Annotated in this window: 15 protein-coding genes; 5 read left to right on the top strand and 10 right to left on the bottom strand. The window is 57.2% G+C overall.

The window, feature by feature from the left end:
- Positions 1–7 precede the first annotated feature (7 nt).
- Positions 8–373: a 50S ribosomal protein L20 gene (rplT, locus tag ACR0FB_RS18495; RefSeq protein ID WP_008756009.1), complete on the top strand. Its 366-nt coding sequence runs from the start codon at positions 8–10 to the stop codon at positions 371–373.
- Between the two features lie 126 nt (positions 374–499).
- Positions 500–1,675 (top strand): S41 family peptidase, encoded by a 1,176-nt coding sequence (locus ACR0FB_RS18490; protein ID WP_480621577.1) that lies wholly within the window; start codon positions 500–502, stop codon positions 1,673–1,675.
- A gap of 90 nt (positions 1,676–1,765) precedes the next feature.
- On the opposite strand, the gene ACR0FB_RS18485 is transcribed toward ACR0FB_RS18490, so the two are convergent.
- The gene (locus ACR0FB_RS18485; protein WP_171637665.1) at positions 1,766–3,157 is read right to left on the bottom strand and encodes an aminotransferase family protein; all 1,392 of its coding nucleotides are present in this window, start codon (positions 3,155–3,157) and stop codon (positions 1,766–1,768) included.
- A 221-nt stretch (positions 3,158–3,378) separates the two neighbouring features.
- Between ACR0FB_RS18485 and ACR0FB_RS18480 the strand changes: the two genes are divergently transcribed.
- Entirely contained in the window at positions 3,379–5,007 is a 1,629-nt protein-coding gene (locus ACR0FB_RS18480; protein WP_480621576.1) for an acyl-CoA synthetase, read from the top strand.
- On the opposite strand, the gene ACR0FB_RS18475 is transcribed toward ACR0FB_RS18480, so the two are convergent.
- The 7 genes from ACR0FB_RS18475 to hmgA form a co-directional block, all read right to left on the bottom strand.
- Positions 4,986–5,339: a DOPA 4,5-dioxygenase family protein gene (locus tag ACR0FB_RS18475; RefSeq protein ID WP_152457005.1), complete on the bottom strand. Its 354-nt coding sequence runs from the start codon at positions 5,337–5,339 to the stop codon at positions 4,986–4,988. The two genes, ACR0FB_RS18480 and ACR0FB_RS18475, sit on opposite strands and share 22 nt — an antisense overlap.
- A gap of 86 nt (positions 5,340–5,425) precedes the next feature.
- The gene (gene maiA / locus ACR0FB_RS18470; RefSeq protein ID WP_171724816.1) at positions 5,426–6,064 is read right to left on the bottom strand and encodes a maleylacetoacetate isomerase; all 639 of its coding nucleotides are present in this window, start codon (positions 6,062–6,064) and stop codon (positions 5,426–5,428) included.
- Between the two features lie 11 nt (positions 6,065–6,075).
- Positions 6,076–6,273, bottom strand: a complete 198-nt coding sequence (locus ACR0FB_RS18465) for a DUF2783 domain-containing protein (protein WP_171637661.1) — start codon at positions 6,271–6,273, stop codon at positions 6,076–6,078.
- 5 nt (positions 6,274–6,278) lie between these two features.
- On the bottom strand, positions 6,279–7,889 hold the full coding sequence (locus ACR0FB_RS18460) for an FAD-dependent oxidoreductase (protein WP_171637659.1): 1,611 nt from the start codon (positions 7,887–7,889) through the stop codon (positions 6,279–6,281).
- 134 nt (positions 7,890–8,023) lie between these two features.
- On the bottom strand, positions 8,024–8,974 hold the full coding sequence (locus tag ACR0FB_RS18455) for an MBL fold metallo-hydrolase (protein ID WP_480621575.1): 951 nt from the start codon (positions 8,972–8,974) through the stop codon (positions 8,024–8,026).
- A 10-nt stretch (positions 8,975–8,984) separates the two neighbouring features.
- A complete protein-coding gene (gene fahA / locus ACR0FB_RS18450) occupies positions 8,985–10,241 on the bottom strand; it encodes a fumarylacetoacetase (protein ID WP_480621574.1) in 1,257 nt (418 codons plus the stop codon).
- 218 nt (positions 10,242–10,459) lie between these two features.
- The gene (gene hmgA, locus ACR0FB_RS18445; protein WP_171232726.1) at positions 10,460–11,815 is read right to left on the bottom strand and encodes a homogentisate 1,2-dioxygenase; all 1,356 of its coding nucleotides are present in this window, start codon (positions 11,813–11,815) and stop codon (positions 10,460–10,462) included.
- 57 nt (positions 11,816–11,872) lie between these two features.
- Between hmgA and ACR0FB_RS18440 the strand changes: the two genes are divergently transcribed.
- Together ACR0FB_RS18440 and ACR0FB_RS18435 are read left to right on the top strand one after the other, a co-directional pair.
- A complete protein-coding gene (locus tag ACR0FB_RS18440; RefSeq protein ID WP_171120356.1) occupies positions 11,873–12,325 on the top strand; it encodes a MarR family winged helix-turn-helix transcriptional regulator in 453 nt (150 codons plus the stop codon).
- A gap of 60 nt (positions 12,326–12,385) precedes the next feature.
- Positions 12,386–13,636 carry an adenylate/guanylate cyclase domain-containing protein gene (locus tag ACR0FB_RS18435; RefSeq protein WP_480621573.1) on the top strand — a complete coding sequence of 417 codons (1,251 nt, stop codon included), beginning with the start codon at positions 12,386–12,388 and terminating at the stop codon, positions 13,634–13,636.
- Positions 13,637–13,644: 8 nt separating this feature from the next.
- On the opposite strand, the gene ACR0FB_RS18430 is transcribed toward ACR0FB_RS18435, so the two are convergent.
- Both ACR0FB_RS18430 and ACR0FB_RS18425 read right to left on the bottom strand, forming a co-directional pair.
- Positions 13,645–13,875 carry a hypothetical protein gene (locus ACR0FB_RS18430; RefSeq protein ID WP_171637652.1) on the bottom strand — a complete coding sequence of 77 codons (231 nt, stop codon included), beginning with the start codon at positions 13,873–13,875 and terminating at the stop codon, positions 13,645–13,647.
- Positions 13,876–13,921: 46 nt separating this feature from the next.
- Positions 13,922–15,976 carry an alkyl/aryl-sulfatase gene (locus ACR0FB_RS18425; RefSeq protein ID WP_480621572.1) on the bottom strand — a complete coding sequence of 685 codons (2,055 nt, stop codon included), beginning with the start codon at positions 15,974–15,976 and terminating at the stop codon, positions 13,922–13,924.
- Positions 15,977–16,220 lie beyond the last annotated feature (244 nt).

Here is a 16,220-nt window from a genome sequence, read left to right as displayed (position 1 = left end):
TTAAGAGATGTCCCGCGTTAAAGGTGGAACCGTAACTCACGCCCGTCACAAGAAGGTCATCAAGGCCGCCAAAGGTTACTATGGCCGCCGCAAGAGCACCTTCAAGGTTGCCCGTCAGGCCGTCGACAAGGCGAACCAGTATGCAACCCGCGACCGTAAGAACCGCAAGCGCAACTTCCGCGCGCTGTGGATCCAGCGTATCAATGCTGCTGTCCGTTCGCATGACGAAGCACTGACATATTCCCGCTTCATCAATGGCCTGAACCTGGCCGGTATCGAAGTGGACCGCAAAGTTCTGGCTGATTTGGCCGTGCACGAACCGGAAGCGTTCGGCGCGATCGTCGCCAAAGCTCAGGCCGCTCTGGCTGCCTGATCCTCTTTCGAGAGACAGTGAAAGAAAGGCCGTCCCATTTGGGGCGGCTTTTTTGTTTTCCATGGATTGGACGTCGGTGTTAAGCACACTCTGGACATCGTCCGGCAGTCGTGCGCACCTTAAACTATGTCGCTGGTACAAGACTTTGAGCAAGTTTTAGAAACTGCCTTGCCACGTGATCCCAGCTTTCGGCGGATCGAACAGACGGCGATAGACAGTTGCATTAGTGATGCCCGAAGATACGCTTCAGAAGGTCTAAAAGAGGCCTTTCTGTTTTCAACAATGCGCCTACTGGCACTTCCCGACAACGGGCACACACGGCTGATTCCGAATGATGCCATCTCGGTGCTCCCGCTGAGATTCGTGAGCATCGGAACTGCCATCCAGTTAGTTGGTAAGGCACCAGAAACAACTGCGCCCAGAGGAAAGCTGGTTGCAGTCAACGGTACACCATTAAGCCGAATCGAAGCCGCTTCAGGAACATTTCTGGCAGGAACGCGCCAAAGGAAACGGGTAATCGGATCGATTATACTGGTGTGGCCCTATGCTTTGGCTCGTCTCGGTTTTTCCTCAAAAGACGAAACGACCGAGTATCGCGTGCAAGACGAGAACGGTCAGATATCCGAATTCAAAGTGGAAAACAGTCATACGGTTCCTGCATCAACGCTCTACCCGAGAAACGAGCATGGCCGGGCCGATCCGGCTTGGACACCCGAGAGACTTGTGGAGACTAAGGGCTGGCGGGGACTTGGGCTTTCGATACTGTTGCCCAGTTTTCTCGATTCAGGAGAAGGTGCGCTGCCGAAAGCCATCTCAGGTGCAGCAGAACAAGTACGCGTTTGCTCGGAAAAAACGCTCTTGATTGATATTCGTGGAAACACCGGTGGCGACTTTCTTAAAACGATGCCCTTGATCGACGCCATCTCTGAAAACGCAAGCAGGCAGGTTGTTGTGCTTGTCGATAAATTCACGTTTTCGGCTGCGATAGTTTTTGTCGCCATCCTCAAACATCGATTGGGACCTAGGCTCAAGCTCATAGGGGAAGAAATGGGTGACGGGTTGACGTTTTTTGCCGAGGGAGGTTCGCTCGATTTGCCCACCAGCGGGGCGGTCGTTCGATACTCATCGGCTTTTCACGATTGGGAGAGCGGAACCAGCGATGAAACCACACCAGCCGAGATCGCGCGGCAACTAGTTCCGGCTGGACCACTGGATTTGGATTGGGAATTGATCAACGAACCTACCGCTGAAGATGCAAACGGCGCGTTCTATCAACGAATTCTCAGAAGTCTGAGAAATTAGAGGAATGGCAGGAAAGTCCGCGTAGATGCCATGCGAGCGAAAAAACCGGCGCATTTTAGCGCCGGTTTTCATAGGTTCCGTTAAGGTAACTTATCCGAACACACGCCCCAGCGCGCCATCGACCGCGTCGGTGATCTGGTCGATGTCATCCGCCGTGGCGATCAGGGCGGGCGAGAAGCATAGCGTGTTGTTGCGGCTTGGGATCGAGCGGTTGGTGACGCCGATGATCACGCCCTGGTTCATACAGTCGGCCACAACCGCCTGCGCCAGTTTCTCGTCCACCGGCTCTTTAGAACCACGGTCTGCGACCAGCTCGGCACCCAGGAACAGGCCCTTGCCGCGCACGTCGCCAATAACCTTGTGCTTTTCCATCAGCGCCTGAAGGTTGCCCATCATGCGGTCACCCATGGCCGCGCAATTGCCCAGCAGGTTTTCATCCTCGATGATGCGCATGTTTTCGATCGCAGCCGCCGGACCGGCAGTGCAGCCACCAAAGGTCGAGATGTCGCGGAAATAGCTCATCGGGTCCGAAGCATCATCCTTGAACATGTCAAAGACTTCCTCGGTGGTGACCATGCAGGCAATCGCGGCATAGCCCGAGGCGACGCCTTTGGCCATGGTCACGAAATCCGGCTTGATGCCGTATTGCTGATAACCGAACCATGTGCCGGTGCGGCCCACGCCGCAGACAACCTCGTCGATATGCAGCAGCACGTCGTATTTCTTGCAGATCTCCTGCACGCGCTGCCAGTATCCTTCGGGCGCTTCGATCACGCCGCCACCTGCGGTCACTGGCTCAAGGCACAGCGCGCCAACGGTGTCGGGACCTTCGCGCAGGATGACCTGTTCGATCTGATCTGCGGCCCATTCGCCGAAGTTCTCTTCCGGTGCGCCATCCAGCTCGTGCTTGCGGTATTCCATGCAGTGCGGCACGCGGACGAAATCAGGTGCAAAAGGTCCGTATTGAGCGGTGCGCTCGTCCTGACCGCCTGCCGACATGGTTGCCAGAGTCGAACCGTGATAGTCGCGGTCGCGATACAGAATCTTGGTCTTCTTGCCGCCGTACTTCTTGTGCGCGATCTGGCGCACCATCTTGAACGCCTTCTCGTTCGCTTCAGAGCCCGAATTGGTGTAATACACGCGGCTCATGCCGGGCATCTTGTCGATCAGTTTTTCCGCGAAGATGGAGCCGGGGATCGAGCCTGCGGTATTGGCGAAATAGCACAGTTTCATCAGCTGGTCGTAAACGGCCTTGCAAATCGATTCGCGGCCATAGCCGACGTTCACAGTCCAGACGCCGCCGGAAACCGCATCCAGATGCTCTTTGCCTTTCTGGTCCCAGACGCGCATGCCTTTGCCTTCGACAATGATGCGGGGATCATTGGTTTCAAAGGGTTTATGCTGAATCAGATGGTGCCAGATATGGGCGCGGTCGGCTTCGACCACGCGGGAAAGATCGTTTTCGTTGAACGTGCCGTCCATGACAAGTCCTTTCAGTGAGGTGCGGTGCACGGGGTGCGGAGATGGCGTGCCCCGGCATATGTTTAAGATACTTCAGATCACCGCGAATGGCCGGATCTAAGTAGGGCCAGATCGCACCATCCCGTATTGCCAGTCAATAAGGGGACCGTAATACTACGGATTTGTCAGAGCACCAAGTTTATGCTCAAGTCGCGCAAACCGAGTGCAGGGAGGATCAGCAGTTGGCAGCGACCAATATCTATGAGCGTCATTTGGACAAATGCCGGGCGAATTACACACCCTTGTCGCCCCTCTCCTTCATTGAGCGCACGGCGCAGGTTTATCCCGATTACCCGTCGGTCGTTTATGGTGAGCGGCGGTATACCTGGGCTGAAACCTATGCCCGGTGCCGCCGGCTGGCGGGGGCCCTGAATGCGCGGGGTATCGGAAAGGGAGATACCGTATCAATTATCGCCGCAAACATCCCCGAGATGTACGAAGCGCATTTTGGTGTGCCCATGGCGGGCGCCGTTTTGAATGCCATCAACACGCGTCTGGATGCTTCGATAGTCGCTTTCATCCTGAACCACGCCGAAACCAAGGCGTTGTTGGTTGACCCCGAGTTTTCCGGCGTCGTGAAGGAGGCGCTGGAGCAGGTTGATCATGATATTCTGGTAATTGACATCGAGGATCCCAGCTTTGAAGGCGGTGAAAGGCTTGGCAGCCTGACCTATGACGCCCTGATATCAGGGGGCGACCTGGAATTTGATTGGTCACTGCCCGAGGACGAATGGGACGCGATCACCCTGAACTATACGTCCGGCACAACGGGCAATCCCAAGGGCGTGGTTTATCACCACCGCGGCGCCACCCTGAATGCACAATCGGATTTGCTGGACTGGGACATGCCCAAGCATTCGATCTATCTGTGGACCTTGCCGATGTTTCACTGCAACGGCTGGTGCTTCCCCTGGGCCATGGCCGCCAATGCGGGCGTGTCCGTCTGTCTGCGCGCCGTGCGTGCCGAGCCGATCTATGCGGCATTCCGCGACGAGAAGGTCACCCATTTCTGCGGTGCTCCTATCGTTTTGAACATGCTGGCCCACGCGCCGCATGAACTGAAAGACTTTGACCATCAGATTAAGGTGATGACCGCTGGTGCTCCGCCGCCGGCCGCCGTGATCGAAGCGATGGAGGCGATGGGGGTCGAAGTCACGCACGTTTATGGCCTGACCGAGACTTACGGGCCCTCGGTCGTTTGTGCCTGGAAGGATGAATGGAACGACAAGGGACCCGAAGACCGTGCTGCCCTGAAAGTACGGCAGGGCGTGCGGTATACGGCACTGTCTGGCCTGATGGTGGCCGATCCCGAAACGATGGAGCCCGTGCCCGCGGATGGCGAAACCATGGGCGAGATCTTTATGCAGGGCAACGTGGTGATGAAAGGGTATCTCAAGAACCCTGATGCCACCGATGGGGCCTTCAAGGGCGGCTGGTTTGCATCCGGCGATTTGGGCGTCATGCATCCGGATGGCTATATCGCGCTCAAAGATCGGTCCAAGGACATTATCATTTCAGGCGGCGAGAACATTTCCTCCGTCGAGGTCGAGGGCATTCTCTACAAACACCCGGCAGTAATGGAAGCGGCGGTTGTGGCCCGGCCAGACGAGAAATGGGGCGAAACCCCCTGTGCCTTTGTCGAGCTGAAGCCTGGTACAACCGCGACCGAGGCGGAGCTGATTGCCTTTTGCCGGGACAACATGGCCCATTTCAAAGCGCCCAAGACCGTGGTGTTTGGCACCCTGCCGAAGACTTCAACCGGCAAGGTGCAGAAATTCGTTCTGCGGGATCAGGCGCGGGCGCTGGGCTGAAGCGTGTCAAAGATCGACAGGTCCAGATCCAGCATTTCACCCATCCAAATCGCGCGATCGCGGTGATCGGCCAGATGGTCGCCGGTTTCCGGGTGGGTGAAAACGGTAAGACCTCGCCGGTTCAGCATCAACCACGGAGTGACCTGATCGAAGGCATCAGCGGCAAAGCTCAACTGGCAGCTCCAGCGCGGGTGGGGGCCAACATTGCGGCTATGCATGCGCCCCATCCGGACGGGGAACAGACGGGCGGCCTCTTCGCAGACCTGTTGCGCCGTGTGCTGCGTATCGGCGTCGAAATAGACATGGGCGTGGTATCCGGTGATCTCGGGCATCAGAACCTCTTTTGCTTTGATGAAACAAAGCTAAGTCCGATTGCGACGAACGCCTAGGCACACCGGCACACAGGACCTGTGCAAGCTTATTGGGGTGCGTGCCTGTCAGGATGCGCCGCGACAAATGCGGGGTGATCGGCACAGGCCTTTTCGACACCCAGCAGACGCGGCATGTCCGACAAGTCGACCTTCCACCGGCGTGCATTGTAGATCTGCGGGATCAGGCAGATGTCGGCGAGGCCGGGCTGTGAACCAACGCAATAGGGGGTTTGTTCAAACTCACCCAACATGGTCTCGAAGGCCTGCAACCCCGGCCGGATGAAGTGCCGCATCCACTCTCCGGGCATGTCGGTCGGATCTTTGCTGAGGGTGGTCGCATGGCGAGCAACTGAAAGGTTGCAAACAGGGTGAATGTCCACCGCAATCGCATAGGCCAGCGCCTGCACGCGCGCGCGCCCTGCTGCATCGTCGGGCAGAAGGTTCAATTCACGTGTCTTGTCCAGATAGTCGAGAATGGCCAGAGACTGAGTCAGCCGCTGCCCGTCAATATCCAGCACCGGAACCAACCCTTGTGGATTTCGCGCAATATGTGCATCGCTTTTGTGTTCGCCGCCCACCAGGTCGACGACAACCGCGCGATAGTCGATCCCGGCCAGATTCAGGGCGATCCGCACCCGATAGCTGGCCGAGGACCGCCAATAGTCATAAAGGACGGTTTTGCTCACATTCGAATCCGTCACGTGTCGGCCAGGGTGGCGGCGCGAATAGCGTCAGACAACACCGCCTTGTCGCCGATGTGATTGGCCAGCACCAGAACCAGTCGGGCGTTCAGCGCGTCACTGTCGGCTTTTTCAAGCCCTTCATGCGCGGCCAGCAGCTCGGCATAGAAGTCGTCAGCATCGTCGATATTCGGGGAAAGGATCAGGTCAGACATCTCGCTCACTCCTTACCACAGGCTCTGCGGATTGCATGGCGGAAACTGTTTTCTTCATAACTGTCCCGGCGCGCCGCCACGTGCTGATCAGGACGGATCAGATAAACCGCGCTGGTTGCGTCGCCTAGATAGCGACGTTTCAGCGCCAGGGTCTGGTCATCCTTGACCGACAGCGCCAACCGCGTGACCTCGACCCCGTCTTCTTCCAGCACCTCCGGGGCATCCGCGTCAATCGTCAAAAGGGTGAATTTGCCTGCCAGTTTGGGCAACAGGAACGCATCACCCAGCGGCGCGTCCGGGCAGGCCGAGCCGGGGCGCGTTTCGGCTGGGCCATCCAGCGCGTCGGCAGAATTCAGGGTCGAGCCGTCATAGGTGCAAGGTTGACTCAGGCGTCCCGAATTCACCAACGGACGCGCAAATTCGTACTTCTCGCTGAGGTCCAGAACCGCATCCCGCAGAACCCGCGACATTTCGGATTTCGGCGTGATGAAATCGGTGGAGCGGCTGGATTTCTGGATGTTCTCATCAGCCCCGTGCACGCGTTCCGCGTTGTAGCTGTCTAGCAGGCTTTCGGGGGCTTTCCCATCCAGCACCAGTTTCAGTTTCCAGCACAGGTTGTCAGTGTCTTGCAGGCCGGAATTGGCACCGCGCGCGCCAAAGGGGCTGACCTGGTGCGCGCTGTCGCCTGCGAATAGGACACGCCCTTTGCGGAAGCTCTCCATGCGGCGACACTGGAACGTATAGATCGAGACCCACTCCAGCTGAAACTCGACGTCATCGCCCAGCATCGCCTTGAGGCGCGGGATCACATTCTCGGGGCGCTTTTCGCGTTCCTTGTCGATGTCCCAACCCAGTTGCAGGTCAATACGCCAGACATTGTCGGGTTGTTTGTGCAAAAGCGCGGATTGCCCGCGATTGAACGGCGGGTCAAACCAGAACCAGCGTTCCGAGGGGAAATCGGCATCCATGATCACGTCCGCGATCAGGAAATTGTCTTCGAAAACACGCCCTTCGAAATCGATGCCCAGCATGCGCCGGGTGGGGGACGCGGCACCATCGCAGGCGATCAGCCATTCGGCCTCGAGTGTATAAGGGCCTTCGGGGGTTTCGACCTCCAGCCGAACGTGATCTTCGTGCGTACCGATTGCGTCAACCTTGTTGCGCCCGCGAATTTCAATCGGTGCGCCTTCTGTCTGCAACTCGCGCACGCGTTCCACAAAGAAGTTTTCAAAATGGTATTGCTGCAAGTTTATGAAGGCCGGGTTGGCATAACCTTCGTCCGGCTGAAGGTTGAAATCATAGACCTGACGGTCGTCGAAAAAGACCTTGCCCCGGTCCCACAGCACACCTTTGTCGACCAATTGCTGGCCGCAACCCAGCCGGTCTGCGATTTCCAGCGTGCGCTGAGAAAAACAGATGGCGCGGCTGCCGAAGCTGACTTTGTCATTCTCGTCCAGAACCACAACTTCGACCCCTTGCTGGGCCAGATCGATGGCGGCGGCCAGACCAACCGGCCCCGCACCGATAACGATCACCTTGCGCCTGACGGGCGTCGGGCTGTCCTGATCCGGGCTGCGTTCATATCCGTAAAGCGGCGTTTCAAAGATCTTGTTCATGGGCTCCCCCCGAAACAGATGCACCGATGTGCTGCATGTCCTGTCCCCCGGCGACGGGCGCCGGAGGTCTTAGATTATGGTTTCATCGAATCCCGCCGCAAAAAACGATCTGGATCAAACTCGACCGTTTTTCGTCAGCCTTGCAGGGCTTCCCACATCTCGAGGTCGCGCTGGGCGGTCCAGATGCGGGGCGTGTCAATGCCGCGCGCCTCGTCATAGGCGCGGGCCACGTTGAACGGCAGGCAGTGCTCGTAGATTGCGTAGTCGGCGAACTTCGGATCGCATTCAGCGCGGACTGCGTCCCAGGCCTCTTTCAGGGACCCGCCGCGCGCGGCAACCTTCGCCGCCGGCCGGTATGTGCTTTCGACAAAATCGCGGGTGTTCTCGATGGCCGCATTCACCATGTCCTTGCCAACCAGCGCGTCACCGCGCCCCGGTGCGATGGCGTCGACGTCGAACCACTTGATCTCGTCCAGCGTGTCGCCCCAATCGCTAAAATGACCGTCGCCGCAATAGCAGGCCGAGTGATATTCGACGATATCGCCGGTGAACATCACGTTCTGATCCGGCACATGGATGACGATATCGCCAGCTGTATGCGCGCGGCCCAGATGCATCAGGTCGATCCGGCGGTTGCCCAGATACACCGTCATCGTATCGCTGAAGGTGGTGGTGGGCCATGTCAGGCCAGGGATGCTTTCATGCCCTTCAAAGAGGCGTGGGAAGCGCTGGAATTCGCTGTCCCAGTCTTCTTGACCCCGCTCGACGACCATGGCGCGGGCCATGTCCGACATCAGGATCTGCTGTGCGCCGAATGCGCTTGCGCCCAGAACACGCACTGCGTGGTAGTGGGTCAGAGCCACATGCGTGATCGGTTTGTCGGTGACGGAACGCACGCATTCGATCACCTTATTTGCCAGACGCGGAGTCGCCTGCGCCTCGACAATCATCACGCTGTCGTCGCCAATGATTACACCCGAATTCGGGTCGCCTTCGGCGGTAAAGGCATAAAGCCCATCTCCGACTTCAGTAAAGCTGATCTTTTTTTCCGACATGTCCCCCTGGGACGCGAATGCCTTGGCCATGGTGGGTTCCTTATCGTGAATATGGGTTTTCAAGAGCGGGCAAAACGGTGCCGACACATTCACCGAAGCCGATCGTGTAGCCGTCGCCACGAGCTGCGCCGGTAAGGGTCAACGTGTCGCCATCGTCGATGAAGCTGCGGGTTTCACCGCTGTCCAATGTCAGAGGTTCCTTGCCGCCCCAGCTAAGCTCCAGCAACGAGCCACGTTCAGGTTTGGTTGGCCCGGAAATGGTTCCCGATCCCAGCAGGTCGCCCGTGTTCATGGGGCATCCTGATGTGGTGTGATGCGCCAATTGTTGCGCAGCGGAATAGTACATCTGGTTGTAATTGGTCCGGGCAATCGTCGTGGCGGGCTGTCCGGCAGGTGCCATGGTGATCGCCAGATCGATGTCATAAAGCATCGGGCCGCAATCCTTGAGGTGATCCAGAAGCTCGAACTCGCGGGGTGGCGTGTCACAGCGGAATGGCTCGAGCGCCGCCTTGGTCACGATCCACGGGCTGATCGAGGTTGCCGTGGCCTTTGCCTGAAACGGGCCCAGCGGCTGATATTCCCATGCCTGGATGTCGCGCGCAGACCAGTCATTCAGAAGCACGTAGCCGAAGATATTGTCATCCGCTTCCTGAACGGTGATCGGACCATCCGAGGGTGTTCCGACAATCGCGCCCATCTCAAGCTCGATGTCAAAACGGCGACTGGGCAGGAAGGCGGGCAAGTCCTGATCGGGGGCTTTCAGCTGACCCCAGGGGCGGCGAATATCCGTGCCTGATACCACGACCGAAGATGCGCGGCCGTTGTAACCAATGGGAATGTGCAGCCAGTTCGGTGGCAGGGCGTTTTCCGGCCCCCGGAACATGGTGCCCACGTTGAAGGCATGGTTTCGGCCTGCGTAGAAATCGGTGTATTCGCTGACCGCAAAGGGCAGATGCATTTCCGCATCTTCTTGTTTGACAAGCAGCGGTTCGACCTTGGCTTGTTCATCTGAACCCTCGGTCAGCAGGCTGATCAGCCGCTCACGCAGGGCCGCCCAGACGGCTGGGCCTTCCTCCATGAGAGGGTTCCAGAACGGCATGTCGAACAGCGGCTCATCGCTCAGGGTGATCAACCCCTCGGCTTCGGCGGCGGTGACGTCGAGGATCATGTCACCGATGGCCACACCACAGCGGGGATCATCACCTTCGGTCGAGAAGACACCATAAGGCAAATTGTTCAGTGGGAACGGATGTGTCGCGTCATTGGCCGACGCCACCCACGAAGTCATCAAAGGCATATCTTGCCCCTATTTTGTTGTGTTCTAAGAGGTTCGAGAGGATTTTAGCTTTGGAACGGCGATAGCAAAAGCACGAAGCCGCGGCGGTTGTGGCATGTCATATGCACGAGGCGTCACTGCACACCGGTTGCCGAGGCACGTTGGCTCGGCAACCGGTTCAACTCCGGCATGTTCAGCGCGGGCAGGACGACGGCAATGAAACTGAACCGATGGGTGGCTCATTTCTTGCCCGGCGTTCCGTCGAACTTCTTCTCAAGCGATGTCCAGCAGTCGATATAGTCATCCTGCAACGGCGCTTCGGTGGCGGCAAACGAGGTCAGGTGCTGCGGGAAGCGGGTTTCGAACATGAACGACATTGTCTGGTCCAGCTTGTCCGGCCCCAGGTTCGAGTATGACGCCTTGTCGAAGGCCTCCCTGTCGGGGCCGTGTGGGATCATCATGTTGTGTAGGCTTGTGCCGCCGGGAACAAAGCCCTGCGGTTTCGCGTCGTATTGGCCGTAGATGTTGCCCATCAGCTCGGACATGATGTTCTTGTGGTACCACGGCGGGCGGAACGTGTCTTCCATCACCATCCAGCGTTCACGGAACAGGACAAAGTCGATATTGGCCGTACCGGGCTGGCCGGACGGAGCCGTCAGAACTGTAAAGATCGACGGGTCGGGGTGGTCAAACAGGATCGCGCCGACGGGGCAATAGTTGCGCAGGTCGTATTTGTAGGGCGCATAGTTGCCGTGCCATGCCACGACATCCAGCGGGCTGTGGCCGATCTTGGTTGTGTGGAATTGCCCGCACCATTTGATTGTCACGGTAGAAGGGGTTTCACGATCCTCATAAGCGGCCACCGGCGCCTTGAAGTCGCGCGGGTTGGCCATGCAGTTGGCACCGATTGGTCCGCGACCCGGCAGTTCAAACTTCTGACCGTAATTCTCGCAGACAAAGCCGCGCGCAGGGCCTTCCAGAACCTCGACCCGGTACAGCAAACCGCGTGGAATGATAGCGATCTCCTTGGGTTCCAGGTCGATGATTCCCAATTCCGTCGCAAATCGCAGGCGTCCTTCCTGTGGCACAACCAGCAATTCGGAATCAGCCGAAAAGAAATAGTCATCCACCATGGATTCCGTGACCAGATAGATGTGGCTTGCCATGCCGACCTGCGTGTTCACGTCACCTGCGGTCGTCATGGTCCGCATACCCGTCATCCAGTTCAGACCTTCATCGGAATGCGGGATGGGATCCCAGCGGTACTGGCCAAGGCTGATCACATCCGGATCAATGCAGGGGGCCGATTTCCAGTAGGGAAGATCGATTTTTTCATAACGGTGTGAGTGCTTTACCGATGGGCGAATTCGATAGCACCAGGTGCGCTCGGGCGGGTTGGCGGTAAAGGCGGTGCCGCTCAGCTGCTCTCCGTAAAGACCATAGTTGCACCGTTGCGGGCTGTTCATGCCTTGCGGCAGGGCCTCGGGCAGGGCCTCGGTTTCAAAGTCATTTCCAAAGCCAGGCATATAGCCTGCATGAGTTCCGACAGGCGTCGCAGCCTGTGTCAGCGTATGCGGATCAGTCGGACGATTCATTGCGTTTTCCTCCGTTTGCTGCTTGTCGGGTAATAGTTGATTTTGTAACTAACAAGCATGACACACGATGAATCCGAAAAAAATGATGACTTTTATCTGCAAAATTTTCTGCCCTTCCTGCTGAATCAGGCGGCCGAACGGGCTTCGCTAGAGTTTCAGGCAGTTTACAAGGGCCGCTATGGGATGCTCAGAACCGAATGGCGGGTATTGTTCCATCTGGGTTTGTTTGGCGAGATGACCGCCAAAGAAATCGGCGAGCGCGCCAGAATGCACAAAACCAAAATCAGCCGTGCTGTCGCCAAGCTGGAACAGCGTCGATACCTGAAACGCACACGGGACGAAGCGGATCGGCGGGCGGAATGGTTGACACTAACACCAGCAGGGCAAGCTGTGTATCGTGACCTGCGCGGCGTTGCTGCCAATTACGATGCGAAACTGTCAGGCCTGTTCAAACCGGAAGAGGCCGCGTTATTGCGACAAATGCTGCAAAGGTTGGCTGGTTTGGACTGATCTATGGCAATTGACGCGGCCTGCCCCCAAATGGGGATCATACTTGATACGGACAACAAAATGACATTGCCAGATTCCGCTTCAGTTTTCTCACATTCCCTGATCGAATGGCTGGTCAGCAAGGGGCTGGAGGGCGCGGGGCAAGAAGAGCTGTTGGAAGGGTTTTGTGCCCGATTGGTGGAAATGGGTATTCCGTTGATGCGCTTTCATGCGGCGCAGTCGACTCTGCATCCGGTTTACGGAGGTACCGGTTACAGTTGGTACAACGGCGCGGGCGGTGAATCCGAGAAATTTGAGTTCACGGAAACGCCCAGCGAAGTTTGGCAGCAAAGCCCACTCTATACGCTGCTGAACGGTGATCAGGATGAAATCCGGGTCAAACTGGTCGACCATAATGAACCCAGCCGCTTTCCCTTGTTGAATGATCTGCGTGAAATCGGAGCGACCGATTATTATGCCACCGGCCTGTCATATGAAGGGGCCAGACAACTGCGCCCCGACGGTACGAAAAAGGTCAGCGATGGTGTTCTGATGTCCTGGACCAGCGACGCACCGAACGGATTCGAAGACAGCGATCTGAACCAAATACAAACTGTACTGCCGCATCTGGGGCTGGCGCTCAAATCCGCCAAGAACCAGGAACTGGCCAAGGATTTGATGCGGGTTTATCTGGGGCGGGATGCCGGTCGCCGGGTTCTGTCGGGTGAAATTCGGCGTGGGTCTTTGCAGCAAATCGACGCTGTGATCTGGAATTTCGACCTCGAAGGCTTCACCACGCTGTCCGAAGACCTGCCGGGGCATGAGATCATCGACATGCTGAACGACTATCTGGCCGTCGCCGTGGGTGTGGTGCATGACAAGGGCGGCAACATCCTGAAATTCATGGGTGACGGCCTGATGGCAATGTTCGATGTCGGAGAGATCGACGAAGACGCCCGTGCCGCGCTTGAGGCCGTGCCCTTATTGCAGTCCCGCATGGATGAACTGAACGCAAGGCGCCGCGCGCAGGGTCTGCCGGTGGCCAACTATACGCTGGCCTTGCATTCGGGCGAGATTCTCTATGGCAATATCGGGTCCGAGACCCGGCTGGACTTCACGGTGATCGGCCCGGCTGTCAACCAGGCCGCCCGCATTGCGGGAATGCACCGGTCTTTGGGTCAGAGGATCCTGATCTCGGATGATGTCGCCCGCGCTGCACAGCCCTGCGCGCAGGAGCTTGTCTCTGTCGGTCGCTACATGCTGCGCGGGGTGAATGAACCAAAAGAGCTGTTTACGGTGTACAGCCCCGGCGGGCCATCGGAAACCAATTGAAACTGCGGCTATTCCTTCCAGCGGTGCCGAAGCTGAAAGACGTGATGGAACGCCTTTAACCCGCCGGGATTGATCGGATAATCGCGTATGTTGTGGATTTGAGCCAGTATCTGGTTCGAACCCAGATCCACCGATGCTGCACCGGGGACAAGCGACAGAACCTCACATAATTCTGATATCTGCCGGAAAAGGTGACCCAAGCCGGTTTTGGGTTTTGCCAGCTTTATTCCTGCTGCCATGAATCCATGCCGACTTGGGTCTTGCCAGTTTCAATCCATGTAGAACTCAGCCTCCGTTTGAGTTCGCCAGCGGCGGTTGAGCAAAGTCATTGGCTGGCGCTGTCAGGTCCGCGGCTCCGGTTCCGGGCATCAACTCGAACCCAAGATCAAACTGGTCCAGAGTCGAAGCCAATTGCGACACAACATCGGTGTTGCCCTCGGATTGAGCGGTTCCGTCCGCCAGCATATCGACAAGCTTGCTCTCTCCGGTCATGACTTTCTCCAGATCCGCTCTGTTCAAGACGATCGACAGGTCTGCGTCGGGTGCCTTTCGATCCACGATGTGGGTCAGCGTGGCGTTGCTCATCTCGACGACGATGTTTTCATCCCGGTCCGGAATCGACAGGTTGATCGTGAATTCCATACCCGCCGCCTTTTCGCTGTTGACGCGGATGGCTATGAAATCAAGCCACATTGAGGTTTCCATCGCCCGGATCGTGTCAGGGCCGGTGGTTTCGATAGTTGCACCTTGCGGGATGCCGTTGCGCAATTCGTAAGCGGCACCAAGGAACGAGTTGCGAACCGAAGGGCTTTCTTTTTGATAGCCGATCTGCTCGAACGCATCAGCCAGCAGGTCCTTGGCTTGCTGATTTTCCGGTTCGGCATAGACCAGTTTGTTCAGGATCTCGGTTGCGTGCAAGTATTGCCCTGCGTCAATCAAGCCCTGCCCCTTGGACAGGATCGGATCGGCACCGCCCATCATCTCGACATACAGTGGTGCGCTGTCCTGGGGCGACAGAGGCGTCAAGGTGGTCGGGTTCGCATCCCAATACCCAAGATACCGGTTGATCACTGCCCGGCTGTTATGTTCGACCGAGCCGTGATAGCTGCGCGCAGCCCATTGCTGCCGAAGACTTTCGGGGACCTCATAGACATTATGGACCTCATTGATGGTCACACCCTTGTTAGCCAGATTCAACACTCCGTTGTTGAGGTTGGCGTAGGTGTCGCGCTGTGCACGCATGACCTCTTGAATGCGATCATTGCCGAAACGCGGCCAGGAATGCGAAGCGAACATCAACTCAGCTTCCTGCCCGAACTCATAAAGCGCGTCATTGATATGCTTCGACCAGCTGAGCGCATCGCGGACCAGCGCGCCGCGCAGGGTATAGATGTTGTGGATCGTGCCGGTGATGTTTTCCGCAGCCCAGAACGCCTTGAGGTCGGGGAAATAGGTGTTCATCTCGGCAGGGGCTTCGGTGCCAGGCGTATTCTGGAAGATCATGCGCACACCGTCGATGGTGATCTCTTCATAATCGTCCGAGACATAGCGGGTCGGCTCGATCAAGCCGGTGGTTCCGGCCGAGATGTTCTTGCCGATCGACTGATCCACATGACCATGCGGATCGCGCGGCAGCAAAACACCGTATTGGAAGAACAGACGGCGGTTCATCACGTTTCCTGCATAGACGTTCTCGGACACTGCATGTTCCATGAACCCTTCGGGTGCGATGACCTCGACCCCATTGGCCACATCTTCATCCGTGATGACACCACGGACACCGCCGTAATGGTCGGCATGTGAGTGCGAATAGACAACCGCCTTGACCGGCAACTCGCCTACCGTGTCATTCAACAGTTTCAACGCCGCCGCCGCCGTTTCCTTCGATGCCAGTGGATCGAAGATGATCCAGCCGGTCTCGCCGCGGATGAACGAGATGTTCGACAGATCGAAGCCGCGCACCTGATAGATCTTGCCTTCCAGAATCTCGTAAAGACCATAGTTCATGTTCAGGATCGCCTGACGTTGCAGCGATGGATGGATCGAGTCGAAATCCTGCCCTTCTTCCAACAGGAAGTCATAGCTGCCGATGTCCCACGCGACAGTGCCGTCTTCGGTCTTGATTTGGCGATAATCCGGAACGGCGATCAGACCTTTGCGGCTTTCTTCAAAATCGCGCTGATCGTCAAATGGTAGAGAGTCGCGCATCTGCTCCTGAAATTCGACCGTGAATTTCGATGGCATCTTGCCCTTGGGGTCAAAGTGATCCTGCGCGACCGCGGCACCAGCCGTCAAAATCGAAAGCGCGGTAGAGAAAAAAAGTGTATGTCGGCGTGCCATGTTCAAACGGTTCCTGTCGAGTTGAATGCAAATAACGAAAGCGACAAGGAAGCAGCAATAAAATCACACCACTAGGGAAAATCAGACCGTCCGCACGGGACGGTAGCTGTTTTGAACACAAATGCCACTTCCTTGAGGCTCCGGCGCCTGCCTGCGTGGCAAACTGCACGTTCCTGCTAACCTGAGAAAAAGATCAGTGAAGTGCGAACATGTTGCCACCCGAGTTCAATCCCATGTATGAACG

This window comes from Ruegeria sp. P10 (assembly GCF_056534925.1).
The sequence above is the reverse complement of the archived record's forward strand: the minus strand, read 5'-3'. Positions and strand labels throughout refer to the sequence as shown.